The organism is Sphingomonas piscis (assembly GCF_011300455.1).
Lineage (GTDB): Bacteria > Pseudomonadota > Alphaproteobacteria > Sphingomonadales > Sphingomonadaceae > Sphingomicrobium > Sphingomicrobium piscis.
Genome location: NZ_CP049869.1, coordinates 935,395 through 952,585 on the forward strand (window position 1 = coordinate 935,395; position 17,191 = coordinate 952,585).

Below are 17,191 nucleotides of genomic sequence, written 5' to 3' on the forward strand. Positions count from 1 at the left end.
AGTTTGGCTTCCTGTGGCGCGGACGCGGGGCCCGGCGAAATCTACAAAGGACGTGAAGGATCGTGGGCCTGCTTAGGCCGCGCGTTTGCCTTTACGTTTTCGTAGAACCACTGCCGTCTCCTTCGCCGAGCTTGATCGGATAGGCCGTCGAACCCTTGACGCGTTCCATCGCGATTCGCGACGTTACGTTCTTGAGGGGAACGGCCGAAATCAACCGGCGGTAGAAATCGTCATAGTCGCTCATCGACGAAACCGCAATCCTGAGCATGTAATCGACGTCGCCGGCCATCCGGTACACGTCCATGACTTCAGGCATGTCGCGGGTGACTTGGGCAAAACGGCTCAGCCATTCGCGGCTGTGGTCGTTGGTCTGGATGTCGACAAAAATGGTCAGTCCGACTCCGATCTTTTCTGGGTTCACCAGCACGACTCGGCGGGTGATCACCCCGTCAGCCTCGAGCTTCTGTATCCGCCGCCAGCAGGGCGTCTGGGACAGGTTCACCTGCGCGGCGATTTCGGCCACCGGCAACGACGCATCCTCCTGCAGGATGGCAAGGATCTTGAGGTCGGTCTGGTCGAGCTTGGCCACGGCGAGATCATGCGCCAAATCCGCCACAATTGGAAGTTTCTTCTATTCTGCTGCAGCGCAGTGCAAGTCCTACGCTATTTGCCTGCCGTGTGATTGAAGGCTGCATGGTAGAGGCGTATGTGGCGCCTCCGTTCGCTCGTGCCGGAGCGTCAGGGGCAGTTTTGGATCATGACCGTCTTGGAAGAAAATTCTAAGCTCGCGGCGTCTGCTGCGTCGCTCGAGGACCTTGTGCCGGTTCTCGCGACCGCTGGAGCAACTCCGCTGGAGAGGCTTCAGGCATTACGCGACACCGTACCGGGGCGGATCACCTTCACCACCAGCTTCGGCATCGAGGATCAAGCGATCACGCATTGGATCTTCGCACACGGCATCGACATCGACGTCGTGACGCTCGACACCGGTCGACTGTTTCCGGAGACATACGACGTCTGGGCCGCGACCGAAGAGAAGTATAGCCGGCGCATCAGGGCTTTCTTCCCCGACCCCAAGCTGCTGGCCGACTTTCTGTCCGACTGGGGCGTCAACGGTTTCTACCACGCAAAGGAAGCGCGTCTGTCATGCTGCGGCGTCCGCAAGGTCGAGCCGCTGGGCCGGGCACTGGCCGGATCCTCGGCCTGGGTAACCGGCCTTCGCGCGGATCAGTCTGGCGCTCGCGCCGCCGTTCCGCCCGCGACCTGGGATGCCGAGAAACAGCTGATCAAGACCGCGCCACTGTTCGACTGGACGCGCGAAGATGTCGTCGGATTCGTCGAGGCCGAGGCTGTGCCGGTGAACGCCCTCCACGCGCAGGGCTTCCCGTCCATCGGCTGCGCGCCCTGCACCCGGGCCATCGCCCCGGGTGAGCCGGAGCGCGCTGGCCGCTGGTGGTGGGAGGAACAGTCCGCCAAGGAATGCGGCCTCCACGTTGCCGCCGATGGCACGCTGGTCCGGACCAAGGCGGCGTAAGGTGACGACCGCATCGACAGAGCGGCGGCCGGAAGAAGTCCCGGCGCGTATCGAGCCGCTGACGACCCTGCCGCTGTTCCACAATCTTGCTGGACGCAAGGTGGTGCTGACCGGCGCCGGCGATCCCGCGTTGTGGAAGGCGGAATTGCTGGTTGCCGCCGGAGCCGAGTTGCTGATCCTCGCCGGGTCGCACGAGGGCGCCGCGCGCTATGCCAATCTGACCGGCCGCGCCGACATCCAGGCGCGTCCGTGGACAGCCGACGACCTTACCGGCGCGGCATTGCTCATCCACGGTGAGGAAGGTGGGGCCGAAACATTCGTCGCCGCCGCCCGCAGCGCCGGCATGCCGGTAAACGTCATCGACAATCCGAAGCATTCCGACTTCACCTTCGGCACCATCGTCAACCGCTCGCCGCTGGTGATCGGAATCTTCAGCGGCGGTCATGCACCGATGCTCGGGCAGTCGGTGCGCGAACGGCTGGAGGCGTTGCTCCCCGCCAAGCTCGCCCACTGGGCCAAAGCGGCCGGCGAGTGGCGACCGGAGGTGAAGACGCGGATCGGCACGTTCGAACACCGCCGCGCCTTCTGGAAACGGTTCGTCGACCGCGTCTGGTCCGAGGGGCACCGCCTGCCGGAGCATGCGGATCGCGACGCGCTGTTGAACGAGCAGCCGGCGGGCACCGGGGAGGTGCTGCTGGTGGGTGCCGGGCCGGGTGATCCGTCGCTGCTGACGCTTGGCGCCCTGCGGGCACTGCAGCGGGCAAGCGTCATCCTCTACGACGATCTGGTCGGCCCCGAGATCCTGGAGCTGGCCCGCCGCGAAGCCCGCCGCGTTGCAGTCGGCAAGAAGGGCTATGGCCGCGCCTGCAGCCAGGCCGACATCAACTCGGAGGTCGTCCGGCTGGCGCTCGAGGGTGACACGGTGGTCCGCCTTAAGGGAGGCGACCCGCTCATCTTTGGCCGCGCTGGCGAGGAGCTGGATGCCTGCCGGGACGCCGGCGTGCCCGTGACCATCATCCCCGGCATCTCCGCCGGACAGGCGGCAGGCGCCGCCATCGGTGTGTCGCTGACCGAGCGCGAGCTGTCGCGGCGGGTCCAATTCGTGACTGCGCATGGCTCCGACGGCAAGCTTCCGACCGACATCGACTGGACCGCAATCGCCGACGCGCAGGCGACCACCATCGTCTACATGCCCCGCCGCAACATCGACGCTTTCATCGACAAGGCCGCCGCCGCCGGTCTCGACCGCGACACGCCCGTGGCACTCGTCGCATCGGCAAGCCTGCCCACCGAACGCCGGCTGTTCGGCCGGGTGCGCGACTTGCCGCAGCTGGTCGACACCCTAGATGCGTCGGCACCCCTCACCATCATCATCGGCCAGGTCGCGCGCGAACGTAGCGCCGCGGCCGCAAGCAACAGAGCAGCAGCATGAACGCCCCGTCCAAGATCAGCCTGACGCACCTTGAGCAGCTGGAAGCTGAAAGCATCCACATCATGCGCGAGGTGGTCGCCGAGACCGAAAAGCCGGTGATGCTCTATTCGGTCGGCAAGGACAGTGCTGTGATGCTGCACCTGGCGCGCAAGGCTTTTTACCCAGCCCCGCCGCCCTTCCCGCTCCTGCACGTCGACACGACCTGGAAGTTCAAGGCGATGTACGAGCTTCGCGACCGCGTTGCGCGTGAAAGCGGGATGGAGCTGATCGTCTATCAGAACCCGGAGGCCAAGGCGCGCGGCATCAACCCGTTCGACCATGGCAGCCTCCACACCGACATGTGGAAAACGGAGGGCCTCAAGCAGGCGCTCGACAAATACGGCTTCGACGCCGCGTTCGGCGGCGCCCGCCGTGACGAGGAGAAGAGCCGCGCAAAGGAGCGGATCTTCAGCTTCCGCTCGGCCAGCCACCGCTGGGATCCGAAGAACCAGCGGCCGGAGCTGTGGAACCTCTACAATGCCAAGAAGGCGCCGGGCGAAAGCATCCGCGTCTTTCCGCTGTCCAACTGGACCGAGCTCGACATCTGGCAATATATCTATGCCGAGGACATTCCGATCGTTCCCCTCTACCTCGCCGCCAAGCGGCCGACGGTTGAGCGCGACGGCATGCTGCTGATGGTCGATGACGAACGCTTCCCGCTGCGCGAGGGTGAGACGCCTGTGGAGCGCTCGATCCGCTTCCGGACGCTCGGCTGCTATCCCCTGACCGGCGCCGTCGAGAGCGATGCCGCGACCCTGCCGGAGATCATCCAGGAGATGCTGGTCGCCACCACCTCCGAGCGTCAGGGCCGCGCCATCGACCATGACAGCAGCGGCTCCATGGAGCGCAAGAAGCAGGAAGGCTATTTCTGATGGCCACGGTTTTGAAGGCGCCTTCGCGGGCCGATGAGGCGCGCGCCGAGCTCGACGCCTATCTTGCGCTGAATCAGAAGAAGTCGCTGCTGCGCTTCCTCACCTGCGGATCGGTGGACGACGGCAAGTCGACGCTGATCGGCCGACTGCTCTACGATTCCAAGATGCTGTTCGAGGACCAGCTGGCGTCGCTGGAAGCCGAGAGCAAGAAGATCGGCACCACCGGCGGCGGGCTTGATTTCGCTTTGCTCGTCGACGGCCTCGGCGCCGAGCGCGAGCAAGGCATTACGATCGACGTCGCTTATCGCTTCTTTGCGACCGACAAACGCAAGTTCATCGTCGCCGACACGCCCGGTCACGAGCAGTATACGCGCAACATGGTGACTGGCGCGTCGACCGCGGACCTCGCCGTCATCCTGATCGACGCGACCAAGGGCGTGATCACGCAGACCCGGCGCCACTCCTACCTCGTCAACCTGCTCGGCATCCCGCGCGTGGTGCTAGCGGTGAACAAGATGGATCTGGTCGGCTACGACCGCGCGACCTTTGAGCGTATCGAGCGCGACTATGCCGAATTCGCGCGCGCTATCGGCATCACCGACGTGACCGCCATTCCGCTGTCGGCGCTGGCGGGCGACAATGTCACTAGCCGCAGCACGCAGATGGACTGGTACGACGGCCCGTCGCTGCTCGACCATCTTGAAGCGGTGCCGACGCGTGAGCAGAGCGCCAGCGGCCCCTTCGCGCTGCCCGTACAGTGGGTAAACCGCCCCAACCGCGACTTTCGCGGCTACACCGGAACGATCGCCGGAGGACGCATTCGCCCGGGCGATCCTGTCGTCGTTCTGCCCTCTGGCCGCCGCACCGAAGTCCAGCGGATCGTCACCTTCGAAGGCTATCGTGACGAGGCCGTACGCGGCCAGTCGATCACGCTCACGCTTGCCGACGAAGTGGATTGCTCGCGCGGCAACATTATCGCTTCGCCCGACGCGGGGTTCGGCATCGGCAATAAGCTTGCCGCGACCTTGGTGTGGATGTCGGACGAGCCGCTCGCCGACCACCGCTCCTACTGGCTGAAGCTCGGTACTCAGACCGTTTCGACAAGCGTGTCGCAGATCGAGGCGATCGTCGACGTCAACACGTTGGTCGAAGAGCAGGGCAGCCGGCTGGAGCTCAACAGCATTGCCCGGTGCAAGCTCCACCTCGACCGCAACCTCGTCGGCGCGCCCTACACCGACAATAGCGCGCTCGGCGGCTTCATCTTGATCGACAAGCTGACCAACGCCACGGTCGCAGCCGGCATGATTGCGGAGATCGGCCAGAGCGATCCTCAGGACGTGCACGATCCGGCTCAGCACATCGCCTGGATTCAGGGTGTGGCGGCGGCGGAGGGCGCGGTCGCGCTTCAGCAGCGGCTGGGCGCGCTCGGCCGTCCGGTGTTCGTCCTCGGCAACGAAATTCTTGACCAGGGACTTACCAGCGACCTGGCCGACGATCCGGAGCATGCTGCCGAGCGGGTCCGTCGGGCACGAGAAGCGGCCCTGCTGCTGGCGCGTGCGGGCGTGGAGGTGCTGGTCACCATTCAGGCTTCGTCCGAGGAGACCGTACCCGGCCGCGTCATCGACGCCGCCGAACTGATTGAGGAAAGCGACGGCGAATGGATGATCTGAGCCGCCGCTTGTGGGGAGCACAACAATGACCGCCTGGCCGCCTTTTCCGGAAAGCCCGCTTGCCCCGGACCAGTGGAACCGGTTGCAGGAGCTGAGCTCTACGCTGACCGAGCCGCAGGCGCGGTGGATCAGCGGCTATTTCGCCGGTTTCGTGGCTGCCATCTCGCGCGGCGAAGGCGGCGCGCTTCCGGCCGCTTCGTTAGTTGCTGCGGGCCGGACCGTGACCATTCTGTACGGCTCGGAGACCGGCAACAGCACTGCGCTTGCAAGGCAGCTCGAGGGGCAGCTCAAGGCTGCCGGCGTGAACGCCACCGCGGCCGATATGGCAAAGTATAAGGGCCGTGGCCTGAAGGACGAGCAAGACGTCCTCGTGGTCGTCAGCACCTATGGGGAAGGCGACCCACCGCAGCCGGCCGTGCCTTTCTTCGAGTTCGTCGAGGGTGCCCGCGCGCCCAAGATGGAGGGCGTCCGCTTCGGCGTCTTGGCACTCGGCGATTCAACCTACGAATTCTATTGCGAGGCGGGAAAGCGCATCGACAAGCGTTTCGAGGAACTCGGCGCCACTCGCCTGTTCGACCGCGTCGATTGCGACATCGATTATGACGAGCCCGCCGCCAGCTGGGCCGCGCAGGTCGTCGCCAAGCTGAAGGAAGAAGCGGCAGCCGCTGCGCCGGCGGGCCAGCCAGCACCGGCCGCGAGCCCCTTCCCGACGGCCGCTTCGTCCTACGACAAGCGCAATCCCTTCGCCGCGACGGTGCTGGAAAGCATCAAGATTACGGGCCGCGCATCGTCAAAGGAAACGCGCCACGTCGAAATCGACCTGGACGGATCCGGCCTGACCTACGAGCCGGGCGACGCGCTCGGCATCGTGTCAACCAACGAGCCGCACCGGGTCGAGGAATTGCTCGAAGTCACCGGCCTGTCCGCCGATGCGCCGATTACGCTCAAGGGTGACACGGTCCGCCTCGCATCCGCACTGGAAAGCCACTTCGAGATCACCCAGGCTGCCCCTCGCTTCATCGAACAATGGGCGATGCTGAGCGGTTCGGCCGAGCTTGGTGCCCTGATGGACGACGACCGGCGTCAGGACCGCGCCGACTTTCTCTACGGCCACCATGTCATCGACATCGTCCGCCAATATCCGCTCGGCGGTGTCACGCCGGAGGACTTCGTCGCCGGCCTTCGCCCGCTTCAGCCGCGCCTCTACTCAATCGCATCAAGCCAGAAGGCCGTGGACAGCGAGGTGCACCTCACCATCAATCCGGTGCGCTACGACCTGCACGGCATCGGCCGCAACGGCGTCGCCTCGGCCCACATCTGCGACCGCATCGCGCCGGGCGACCAGCTGCCCGTCTATGTGCAGGCCAATGCCCACTTCAAGCTGCCGACGGACGACAGCCGGCCGATCATCATGGTGGGCCCCGGCACCGGCGTCGCGCCGTTCCGCGCATTCCTTCAGGAACGCGAGGCACGCGGCGCCGAGGGCAGGAGCTGGCTCTTCTTTGGCGAGCGCAACTTCCGAAGCGATTTCCTCTACCAGATCGAGTGGCAGGACTGGCTCGCAAACGGCGTGCTGACCGACCTCGACGTCGCTTTCTCACGCGACGCGGGCGCCAAGGTCTATGTTCAACACCGCATGCTGGAGAAGGCGCAGCAGCTGTACGCCTGGCTCGAGGAAGGCGCGCATTTCTACGTTTGCGGGGACGAGCGGATGGCCAAGGATGTCGAGGCCGCACTTGAGACAATCGTTGCCGACCAGCGCGGCTGCAGCGCCGAAGACGCCCACGCCTATGTGCGCGACCTGACCGCCCAAGAGCGCTACCAGCGCGACGTTTACTAAGAGGATTTGTGACAGTGGACAGCCGCGTCGTCGACCGCAGCAATGACATTTCGCAGCCGCTGGAGGCGCTCGGCCCCGATGAGACGCTGAAGTATAACAGCGACTATCTGCGCGGATCCATCGACCTCGGCCTTCTCGACCGTGTCACCGGCGGCGTGAAGTTCGAAGACAATAAGCTGATGAAGTTTCACGGAATCTATCAGCAGGATGACCGCGACATCCGGGACGAGCGGCGGCGGCAGAAGCTGGAGCCGGCGTATACCTTCATGGTCCGGCTGCGCCTGCCCGGGGGCGTAACGACGGCCGAGCAGTGGCTGAAGATCGACGAACTGGCGCGGCGGCATGGCGGCGACATGGTGCGCCTGACGACTCGCCAGACCTTCCAGTTTCACTGGGTGGTGAAAGAAGACCTCAAACCGACGATCCAAGGGCTTCATGAGGTGCTGCTCGACACCGTTGCGGCCTGCGGCGACGATGCTCGTACGGTGATGGCGGGCGCCGATCCGGACGACAGCGAGCTCCACGCCGAGGTTGTGGCGCTGTCCAAGCAGCTCAGCGACCACATCATCCCCAAGACGCATGCGTACCACGAGATCTGGTACAATGAGGCGAAGATCGCTTCCTCGGAAAACGAAGAGCCTTTTTACGGTCGGCAATACATGCCGCGTAAGTTCAAGATCGGCTTCGCGATCCCGCCCTCCAACGACATCGACATCTACACGCAGGACCTTGGCTTCATCGCCATTGGCGGAGAGAGCGGGCTGGAGGGCTTCAACGTCGTGATCGGCGGCGGCATGGGCCGCACCGATAATGAGGCGGACACCTATCCGCGCCTCGGCGACGTGATCGGCTTCATTGCAAAGGACCAGCTGATCGCCGCGACGGATGCGGTGATGGGGGTCCAGCGCGACTATGGCAACCGCAAGGTCCGCAAGCGGGCGCGGTTCAAGTACACGATCGACGACAAGGGTCTCGACTTCATCACATCCGAGATCGAAGCGCGCATGGGCGGCCCGCTCGAGCCGGCGCGCGCCTTCACGTTCGACAGCAACGGCGATCGCTTCGGCTGGGGAAAGACCGACCGCGGCACGTGGAACCTGACCCTGTTCATCGAGAATGGCCGGATCCGCAACACCGGCAACTATCGCCTGATGGATGGCCTGCGTGCGCTCGCGCAGGTGCATAACGGCAAGTTCCGGCTGACGCCCAATCACAATGTGATCGTGTCGGGTGTGACGGACGAGAAGCGCCCGCAGGTCGAGGCTTTGCTGTCCGAGTATGGCATTCCAGTGGACGGCGGCCACAGCCTGCTGCGCCTTAACGCCATGGCCTGCGTCGCGCTTCCGACTTGCCCGCTGGCGATGGCCGAGGCGGAGCGCTACCTCCCGGACCTCGTCCAGAAGATCGATCCGCTGCTGGAGAAGCATGGGCTTGCCGACACGCCGATCACCATTCGCATGACCGGCTGCCCCAACGGCTGCGCCCGCCCTTACGTGGCGGAGATCGCCTTCACCGGCCGTGCGCCGGGCAAGTACAACCTCTACCTCGGTGCCGGTTTCCACGGCGAGCGGCTGAACACGCTTTATCGGGAGAATATCGGCGAAGCGGCGATCCTGGAGACGCTGGACGGCCTATTCGCCCGCTATGCTCAAGAGCGGACCTCAGGTGAGCATTTCGGGAATTATCTGCACCGTGCGGGGATCGTCGGTGCGGCGGAGCAAGCAGCCGCCTAGAGCGGCACCTTCGCCGCGCGGTCGATGCCAAGGCTTCGCCGCGCCGGCGCCGAATGGCCGCGCATGGTCATTTCCGCGACATCCGGCTGACCCGCCTCGATAGCATCGACGATGGCGTGATGCTGGTGCTGCGCCGTCATCAGGATGGGGAAGATCTCGTCCGCTGGAATGCGGTTGAAGGCGACCACGCCGGGTGCGACGAACGGCATTGCGTAGACCCGTCCGATCAGCTCGGCGAGCAGCGCATTCTCCGCCCCGCGAACGATCGCTTCGTGGAAGCGCTGGTTCATGCGCGCATAACGCTCCTCGTCTTCCTTGACGATGAAGCCCTTTTTGAAAATGCGGTCGCCGTCTGACAGAGCGTCACGGAGCTCCGCCAGAATTTCGCGGCTGACACCTTTTCGGGCGATTTCATGGGCGGCGTAGCCCTCCAGCACGCAGCGCATTTCCGTCGCTTGGTACGTCTGTTCGACGCTGAAGCTACGCACCGCGTAGCCGCGTCGGCCGCGAGGCTCCAGCAGGCCTTGAATCGCGAGCGCCGGAAGCGCATTACGCACTGGCGTTCGAGACACCCCCAGCCGCTCGGCAATCGCCGCCTCGGCCACGCGCGCGCCCGCGGGGAGCGAGCCGTCGACGATCAATTCACGAATGCGCTGTGCGACCGGGGACGTTACGCGCCCCTCGTCGGACTGCGCGCGGTCGGCAGTCATATCCATTGGCGCTGTTCTACGATGCTTAGGCAGCGCCGTCCATACGGGATCCCAAAGCTCAGCGGCGAAGCGGCAGGGACACCGGCGTTCCTTCGACGTTCGACGGATCGAGATCTTCCAGCTCGTCGAGCTCGCGGCAGATCGCCGGCACGTCCTGGCCCTGCATCATGGTCAGCAGGTCCTCGAAGCGGTCGATCACAAAGTAGAGTTGCTGAAAGGCGTCGATGTCGTAGCGGGCGCGAAGCACGCTCTTGAGGTCGAAATTGAGCCGGCGCGGCTTCGGGCTCTCCAGCGAATAATGGACCTCGCTGAAGCTCGACAGGATCCCGGCGCCGTAGATGCGCAGCTGACTGTCCTCGCAGGCAAGCCCAAATTCCACGCTGTACCAATAAAGGCGGCTGAGGCGGTGCAACGAGCCGTTGGCGATGGCCTCAAGCCCAAGGTGGCCCAGTGCCTGCATCACGTCCGCTACCGCTGGGTCGGCCAGCAATGGCACGTGCCCGAACAGGTCATGAAACATGTCCGGCTCTTCCAGATAATCGAGCTGGTCGGCGGCGCGGATGAACACGGCGGCGGGGAACCGCTTTTGCGACAAGTGCCGGAAGAAGACATCGTCCGGCACGATGCCGGGCACGCCTACCACCTGCCAGCCGGTGCGGGTATGGAGCTTCTCGGAAAGCTCATCGAAATTCGGCACGCCGGGCCTGGACAGGTGCAGGACGTCGAGACCACGCTCGAACGCAGACACAGCGCGGCCATGAAGCAACGACTGCTGGCGCGCGAACAAAGTATCCCACACCCAGTGGTCGCCGGCGGTCAGCTCGTCCCAATGCTGCGGCACGGTCCAGTCGTCCGCAACGCCAGGGGGCGGCGATGGCGACGCAAGCGCGCCATGGAGATGATGTTCCTGGTTCATGATGTCCTCGTGGCGCCGGTGAGTAACGCGCGCAGCTCTTCGTCGGCTTGTGGCGGCTCGGTCCGGAAAAAGAGTTCGAAGGCGCTTCGGGCCTGGCCGATCAGCATCGTTAAGCCGTCGACCGGCTCGCCCCCTGCCGCGGCGCCGCGCCGGAGGAAGCCGGTTCGAAGCGGCTGATAGACCATGTCGAACAGGATGGTGCCGCGAGCGTTGTCCTCCACCGCCCGCAGCAACGGCTCGGGCATCGGTGGCAAACCGTCCATACCGAGCGGGCTTGCATTGACGATGAGGGCTGCATCGGCAAGCGCGTCATGAGCGGAATCCAGCGATGCGAAGTTCAGCGAGAGGTCTGGCGCAGCGCTGCGCAGCCCCTCGGCTTTCAAAGGATCGCGGGCAATGATCGTTACCTCGCTTGGCGAGCGCCCGGCCAAATAAGCCAGCATCGCCCGGGCCGCACCGCCCGCGCCAATCACGGCGACCTTGCGCGACCCAAGCGGTTTTTCGCCCAGCGCCGCGACGATTCCGTCGACGTCGGTGTTGTAGCCCCAGAGGCCATAGTCGGCACGGACCACGCAATTCACCGCGCCGATGGCCGCTGCGTCCGGCGAGACCTGATCGAGCAATGGCGCGATCCTCTCCTTGTGCGGGATGGTGACGTTACATCCGCGCCAGTCCGGATCTGCGCGGCGCCCGTTGAGGTAAGCCGCAAGTCCAGCCGCCTCTACACTCTGCGCGCGATACTCACCCACGAGGCCAAGTTTCGACAGCCAGTGGCCATGCAGCGCCGGGCTTTTCGAGTGGGCGATTGGGTCGCCGATCACCTCGGCAAAAGGCGGCATTAGCCGTTCCGATCCAGGAAGGCCGCAACGTCGGCCATGTCGACGGTACGGTCGACATAGGCCTGACCGATGCCGCGGCTGAGAATGAATGCGACCTTGCCGCCAGCCTTTTTCTTATCCGAGGCCATGTGTCGGGTCAGCACCTCGCCGCTTGCGGTGATCCCCGCCTCTGCAAGGCTCGTGGGCAGACCTACAGCGGCGAAGTGAGCACGTGTCCGCTCCGCATCATCGGCGCTGCACAGTCGCCGCTCAGCAGAGAAGGTCATCGCCTGCACGCACCCCAGCGCAACGGCCTCGCCGTGAAGCAGGCGTTCGGAATAGCCGGTCTCCGCTTCCAGCGCATGCCCGAAGGTATGGCCGAGGTTCAGGAGCGCGCGCTTGTCGCCAGTCTCCCGCTCGTCAGCGGCGACTATACGTGCCTTGCCGGCAACCGCTTTCTCGATGGCGTAACAGCGCGCCTCGAGATCGCCCTCGATCACCGCATGCCCGTTCGCCTCAAGCCAGACGAAGAAGTCCGCATCTTCGATCAAGCCGTACTTGGCGATTTCGGCATAGCCTGCGCGCACCTGGCGTGCATCGAGCGTGTCCAGCACTTCCGGGTCGATCAGCACCAGCGAGGGCTGGTGAAAGGCGCCGACGAGATTCTTGCCTGCCGCCACGTTGATGCCCGTCTTGCCGCCGACGCTGCTGTCCACATGCGACAGCAAGGTCGTTGGCACCTGCACGAAGCCGCAACCACGCTTGAGGATTGCGGAGGCGAACCCGGTTAGGTCGCCAATGACACCGCCCCCGAACGCAACAATATGCTCCGACCGCTCGATCTCCAGCGCGAGCAGTCGGTCCATCAGATCGGCGAGCACGGTGAAGCTCTTGCTCCCCTCGCCTGCCGCCACGAGCACAGGGTTCACGTCGACGCCGTCGAGCGCTTCGGTAAGCCGCGCGCCTTGTGCGGCCCAAACTTGTTCGTCGCTGACCACCACCAGCCGGCCGCCGCGGATGAACGGCTGCAGCTGTTTGCCAGCCTGTTCGAGCAGCCCCGGCGCGATCCGAACCTCGTAGGCGCGATCGCCGAGCTCGACCGGAACCACCCTCATCCGCATTGCGCCCGATGCAACAGCTTCTGGTCCGCCAGCACCAGCGCCATCATCGCTTCGACGACCGGCACGCCGCGGATTGCCACGCAGGGATCGTGACGACCCTTGGTGACGATCTCGCTCGCCGCGCCGTCGCGGTCGACGGTCGGCACGGGCGTCAGGATCGAACTGGTCGGCTTGAAGGCCACCCGCACTACCACCGGCTGACCACTGGAAATGCCGCCCAGCACGCCGCCCGCATGATTGCTGCGGAAGGTGGGGCCATCCTCGCCCGGCTCCATCGCATCCGCATTCTGTTCCCCGCGCAGTCGCGCGGCTTCAAAGCCGTCGCCGATCTCCACGCCTTTGGCCGCGTTGATCGACATCATCGCGCTGGCGAGTTCGGCGTCCAGCTTGGCGTAGAGCGGAGCGCCCCAACCGGCTGGCACACCCTCCGCCACGCACTCGACAACGGCACCGAGGGAGGAGCCTTCCTTGCGCACCTCGTCGAGCTTGGCAGCCCAGCGTTCGGCTGCGCGAGGATCGGGACAGAAGAAGGGGTTTTGGTCGATGGCTTCGAGGTCCATCGCGGCGCGGGCGATCGGGTCGCCACCAAGCTCAACGAGGTAAGCCTTGATCGTGACGTCCGGGATCACGAGCCGCGCCACAGCCCCTGCCGCAACCCGCATCGCCGTCTCGCGCGCCGAGCTGCGACCGCCGCCCCGATAGTCGCGAAAACCGTATTTGACGTCGTAGGTGTAGTCGGCATGGCCGGGCCGATAGCTCCCGGCGATGTCGGAATAATCCTTCGAGCGCTGGTCGACATTCTCGATCATCAGCCCGATCGGAGTGCCCGTCGTCTTTCCGTCGAACACGCCCGACAGGATCCTGACCTCATCGGGTTCTCGGCGCTGCGTCGTGAACTTGGATTGGCCGGGCCGGCGCTTGTCGAGCCAGGGCTGAATGTCCGCTTCGCTGAGCGCAATGCCCGGCGGGCAACCGTCGACCACCGCGCCGATCGCCGGTCCGTGGCTCTCGCCCCAGCTGGTGAAACGAAACAGGCGGCCGAAACTGTTGAAGCTCACCGCGACACCACCACAAAGATCGTCTCATTGTCATCGCGGTCGTGCATGTCGCGTTTCAGCACTTCCAATCCATAAGCCTCTGCGGCGCTTTCCGAGGCCAGAACCGCGTTGGCCGGGTCAGCCAAACTCTGGGCCGCGGCCGCGGTATTGCTCGCTTCCTGCTGCTCAAGCCCAAGTTCGCCCAGGCTCCGGACGCACTGCTTCAACGCCATCGGATGGCTGACCGCAACACGGACCTTATCCAGCGCCGCGCCGGGAAGGCCGAGCAAGTGGATGCGGATAGGCAAGCGATGCTCGGCGACCACTTTGAGGCTGCTGGCGTCGATCAGCTCCTGTACCTCCGGTACGGTACCGGCGCTATTGTTGGCGCGCGGCAGGATGCCGATGTCGACGTCGCCATTCTCGACCGCGTCGATGACGTTGGCGAAGGTCGCCTGTCCGACCGGCTCGGCATCGGGCAGGAAAGTCAGGCATGCTTCATGGCTGAAGGCGCCGGGAACACCCTGGTAGGCGGCCTTCATCGGATGTCCGCCCCAAGGTTACGCATCAGCGGAAGGAAGGTGGGAAAGCTGGTTGCGATCATGCCGGCGCTATCCACCGCCACCGGCCGCTCCGCAACCAATCCGAGCACGAGAAAGCTCATCGCAATGCGGTGATCGTGGTGGGCAGCGACTTCGCCGCCACCTGCCGGCGGGCCACCAGCACCACGAACGGTGAGACTGTCCTTACCTTCCTGGTACTCGACGCCGCAGGCGCCCAAGCCCTCGGCGACGGCAGAAAGCCGGTCGCTTTCCTTGACGCGTAGCTCCTCGAGACCCGTCATGATTGTCGTCCCGCCCGCGCAGGCGGCGGCGATGGCGAGGATGGGATATTCGTCGATCATCGACGGCGCGCGCTCGGCAGGTACCTCGACACCGGTCAGCGTCGATGCGCGGACGATGATGTCGGCCACCTGCTCGCCACCGCTCGACCGCACGTTCCGATATTCGATGTCGCCGCCCATCTCCTTGAGCGTGGTAATCAGGCCAGTTCGCAGGGGGTTGATGAGGATGTTCGGCAGTTCAACCTCCGATCCCGGCACCAGCAGCGCAGCGACGATCGGGAAGGCTGCGGAGGACGGATCGCGCGGAACAATCACGTCGGTTGCCACCATGTCGCGGTGGCGGCCAAGCCGCACCGTGCCGCCCTCCTGCTCGACATCGACGCCGAAGGCGCGAAGCATGTTTTCCGTATGGTCGCGGCTCGGCAGCGCCTCGTGCACCTCGACATCGCCAACCGCCCGCAGGCCGGCCAGCAGGATGGCCGTCTTCACTTGCGCCGAACTTTTCACATTGTCGTAGCTGATGCCGGTCAGCGTGCCGCCATGCACCGTTACCGGGAGGGTCGATCCCTCGGTGCGCGCGCCCATCTGACGCAACGGCCCGAGCACCCGCTCCATCGGCCGGCCACTAAGCGAAGCGTCGCCGGTGAAGGTCGCACGAATAGGCCATCCGGCCGCAGCGCCCATCAGCAGCCGTGCGCCGGTTCCGCTGTTGCCGCAGTCGATCGGCGCGTCCGGGCTCCGCCATTCGCTTCGGCTAGTCACGCGCCAGTGGCCGTCGCCGAGCCGCTCCACCTCCGCCCCGAACGCGCGAACCGCGGCGGCAGTATGAAGCACATCGTCGCCCTCAAGCAGGCCTTCGATGTTGGTCGTTCCCGCCGCCAGACCGCCGAAGATCAACGCCCGGTGCGAAATCGACTTGTCGCCCGGCACCTCGGCAACGCCCTTCAGGGGGCCGCAGCGATGTCCCTCGAGACGATCGGACGGCACCTCCGCGACCGCGCTCAGGCTACGCACGCGCTGTCCCCGGCCTTGTTCGCTACCAGCCCGGCAAGCTCGTGCGCCACGTCAAGCGCCTGCTGTTCGTTGAGCCGGGGATCGCAATGCGTGAGATAGCGCAGCGGCAGGTCCGCTTCCTCAACCTGCACGCTTCCGCCCAGGCATTCGGTGACGTGGCCGCCGGTCATCTCCAGGTGAACGCCGCCCGGATGCGCACCCTCGGCGCGCGTGATCGCGAAGAAGGCGCTGATCTCCTTGACGATATCGGCCAGCATCCGCGTCTTGTGAGCGCCGGCGCTTCGCGTGTTGCCGTGCATCGGATCGATCGACCAGATCGCGTTGCTGCCCCGATCCTTGGTGACCTTGAGCAAGGTCGGCAGATGCTCCTCGACCTTTCCTGCGCCGAACCGCCCGATAAGGGTAAGGCGGCCCGGCTGGTTGTTCGGATCGAGAATGTCGATCAGCCGGTTGAGCTCGTCGGGGGACAAGCTCGGGCCGCACTTGAGGCCGATCGGGTTGGCAATGCCGCGGGCATATTCGACATGGGCGCCGTCAACCTGTCGCGTGCGGTCGCCGAGCCATAGGAAATGGCCGGTCGTCGCCCACCAGCTTTCCGTCGCCGGGTCGAAACGGGTGAACGCCTCCTCATAATTGAGCAGCAGCGCTTCGTGGCTGGTGAACATGCTCACTGGCCGAAGCGGTGCCGAGAGACCCGCTTCATTGTGGATGCGGCGGAGGTCGGCGTAGGACGCCTCCGCGTAGGCAGCGAGCAGTTGCACCGTCACTTCGGCCTGGCGATGCGCCTCCAGCAGCCGCTTGGGATCGGGCACGCGGTCCTTCTCGGTGAAGGCCGGTCCGTTGACGGCATCTCCACGGTAGCTGGGCAAAGTCACCTCGCCTCGGGTCTCCGTCGTGGCGGAGCGCGGCTTGGCGAATTGGCCGGCGATGCGGGCGAGATGGACGACGTTGGTGCCGCTTTCCGCTTGCACCATGGCACCCATGCGCAGCAGCAGGTTGAAGGTTGTGCGCACCTTGTCGGCGCCGAATTCGGCGAAGCTTTCCGCGCAATCGCCACCTTGAAGCAGAAAGCTGCGGCGGGCGGACACCTGGGCGAGTTGCGCCTTGAGATGCTGGATGTCCGCCACCGACACCAGGGCCGGGGCGGCCGCCAGCCTCTTTTCGATCCGCTCGGCGGCGGCCGAGTCCGGATAGTCAGGCAATTGCGCCGCTGGACGGTCGCGCCACTGATGCGGCGTCCATGACCCGCCAACCTGCGCTTCCTCGTCCTGCGAGCCATGGACGAAAGGGTCGACATCTTCATCGGCAACCCGGCCGAATGCGTAAGCGATCGTCCCCCGCCGGGCGTGCGAAGCGTCATGAAATGGCGAATGACATCGCCGTCGCGAAGGTGCGCCGGTAGGTGCGACTCCACGAGCGCGATCACTTCGCCGCGGCGCGCTGCCTCCAGTGCCTCGTTCGGGCTCTCCACCCACTCAATGGGCGCCGCCGATCCGAACCGTGCCCGCGCTTCCTCCAGAATGGCCACGCGGTTCTTGGGTGCACAGATGACGATCTTCATCGCCACTTGGGTCTGCAGTGCATGGCTCATCAGTGCGCGCCACAGCTGGT

General features: G+C 65.2%; 15 protein-coding genes. 6 read left to right on the forward strand and 9 right to left on the reverse strand.

Features of this window, described 5'->3' with window-relative positions:
- Positions 1-91 precede the first annotated feature (91 nt).
- Positions 92-616, reverse strand: coding sequence for an Lrp/AsnC family transcriptional regulator (locus G7077_RS04640; protein WP_246167389.1), 525 nt, complete (start codon positions 614-616; stop codon positions 92-94).
- A 141-nt stretch (positions 617-757) separates the two neighbouring features.
- Here G7077_RS04640 and G7077_RS04645 point away from each other — a divergent pair, with 141 nt between their 5' ends.
- From G7077_RS04645 to cysI, 6 genes are read left to right on the forward strand one after another with little or no spacing between them, the layout of a single operon-like run.
- Positions 758-1,534: a phosphoadenylyl-sulfate reductase gene (locus G7077_RS04645; protein WP_166410690.1), complete on the forward strand. Its 777-nt coding sequence runs from the start codon at positions 758-760 to the stop codon at positions 1,532-1,534.
- Position 1,535: 1 nt separating this feature from the next.
- Complete coding sequence (gene cysG / locus G7077_RS04650) at positions 1,536-2,966, forward strand: siroheme synthase CysG (RefSeq protein WP_166410691.1); 1,431 nt, start codon at positions 1,536-1,538, stop codon at positions 2,964-2,966.
- Positions 2,963-3,877 (forward strand): sulfate adenylyltransferase subunit CysD, encoded by a 915-nt coding sequence (gene cysD / locus G7077_RS04655; RefSeq protein ID WP_166410692.1) that lies wholly within the window; start codon positions 2,963-2,965, stop codon positions 3,875-3,877. Before cysG ends, cysD begins: the two co-directional genes overlap by 4 nt.
- Entirely contained in the window at positions 3,877-5,547 is a 1,671-nt protein-coding gene (cysN, locus tag G7077_RS04660) for a sulfate adenylyltransferase subunit CysN (protein ID WP_246167390.1), read from the forward strand. The genes cysD and cysN overlap by 1 nt, the downstream gene beginning before the upstream one ends.
- Positions 5,548-5,572: 25 nt before the next feature.
- Entirely contained in the window at positions 5,573-7,387 is a 1,815-nt protein-coding gene (locus tag G7077_RS04665; RefSeq protein WP_246167391.1) for an assimilatory sulfite reductase (NADPH) flavoprotein subunit, read from the forward strand.
- 8 nt (positions 7,388-7,395) lie between these two features.
- Entirely contained in the window at positions 7,396-9,120 is a 1,725-nt protein-coding gene (gene cysI / locus G7077_RS04670; protein WP_246167392.1) for an assimilatory sulfite reductase (NADPH) hemoprotein subunit, read from the forward strand.
- Here the strand turns inward: cysI and G7077_RS04675 are convergent.
- The 8 genes from G7077_RS04675 to G7077_RS04710 are packed head-to-tail and all read right to left on the reverse strand — an operon-like array spanning position 9,117 to position 17,055.
- On the reverse strand, positions 9,117-9,836 hold the full coding sequence (locus G7077_RS04675; RefSeq protein ID WP_166410694.1) for a GntR family transcriptional regulator: 720 nt from the start codon (positions 9,834-9,836) through the stop codon (positions 9,117-9,119). The two genes, cysI and G7077_RS04675, sit on opposite strands and share 4 nt — an antisense overlap.
- Before the next feature lie 52 nt (positions 9,837-9,888).
- Positions 9,889-10,746, reverse strand: a complete 858-nt coding sequence (gene phhA, locus G7077_RS04680) for a phenylalanine 4-monooxygenase (protein WP_166410695.1) — start codon at positions 10,744-10,746, stop codon at positions 9,889-9,891.
- A complete protein-coding gene (locus tag G7077_RS04685; RefSeq protein ID WP_166410696.1) occupies positions 10,743-11,585 on the reverse strand; it encodes a shikimate dehydrogenase family protein in 843 nt (280 codons plus the stop codon). Before G7077_RS04685 ends, phhA begins: the two co-directional genes overlap by 4 nt.
- Entirely contained in the window at positions 11,585-12,679 is a 1,095-nt protein-coding gene (gene aroB, locus G7077_RS04690) for a 3-dehydroquinate synthase (RefSeq protein ID WP_166410697.1), read from the reverse strand. The genes G7077_RS04685 and aroB overlap by 1 nt, the downstream gene beginning before the upstream one ends.
- Positions 12,676-13,743 carry a chorismate synthase gene (gene aroC, locus G7077_RS04695; protein WP_166410698.1) on the reverse strand — a complete coding sequence of 356 codons (1,068 nt, stop codon included), beginning with the start codon at positions 13,741-13,743 and terminating at the stop codon, positions 12,676-12,678. Before aroC ends, aroB begins: the two co-directional genes overlap by 4 nt.
- Positions 13,740-14,264 (reverse strand): prephenate dehydratase domain-containing protein, encoded by a 525-nt coding sequence (locus G7077_RS04700; RefSeq protein ID WP_166410699.1) that lies wholly within the window; start codon positions 14,262-14,264, stop codon positions 13,740-13,742. The genes aroC and G7077_RS04700 overlap by 4 nt, the downstream gene beginning before the upstream one ends.
- Entirely contained in the window at positions 14,261-15,580 is a 1,320-nt protein-coding gene (gene aroA / locus G7077_RS04705) for a 3-phosphoshikimate 1-carboxyvinyltransferase (protein WP_343040017.1), read from the reverse strand. The genes G7077_RS04700 and aroA overlap by 4 nt, the downstream gene beginning before the upstream one ends.
- On the reverse strand, positions 15,568-17,055 hold the full coding sequence (locus G7077_RS04710; RefSeq protein ID WP_425505305.1) for a 3-deoxy-7-phosphoheptulonate synthase class II: 1,488 nt from the start codon (positions 17,053-17,055) through the stop codon (positions 15,568-15,570). Before G7077_RS04710 ends, aroA begins: the two co-directional genes overlap by 13 nt.
- Positions 17,056-17,191: the final 136 nt, after the last annotated feature.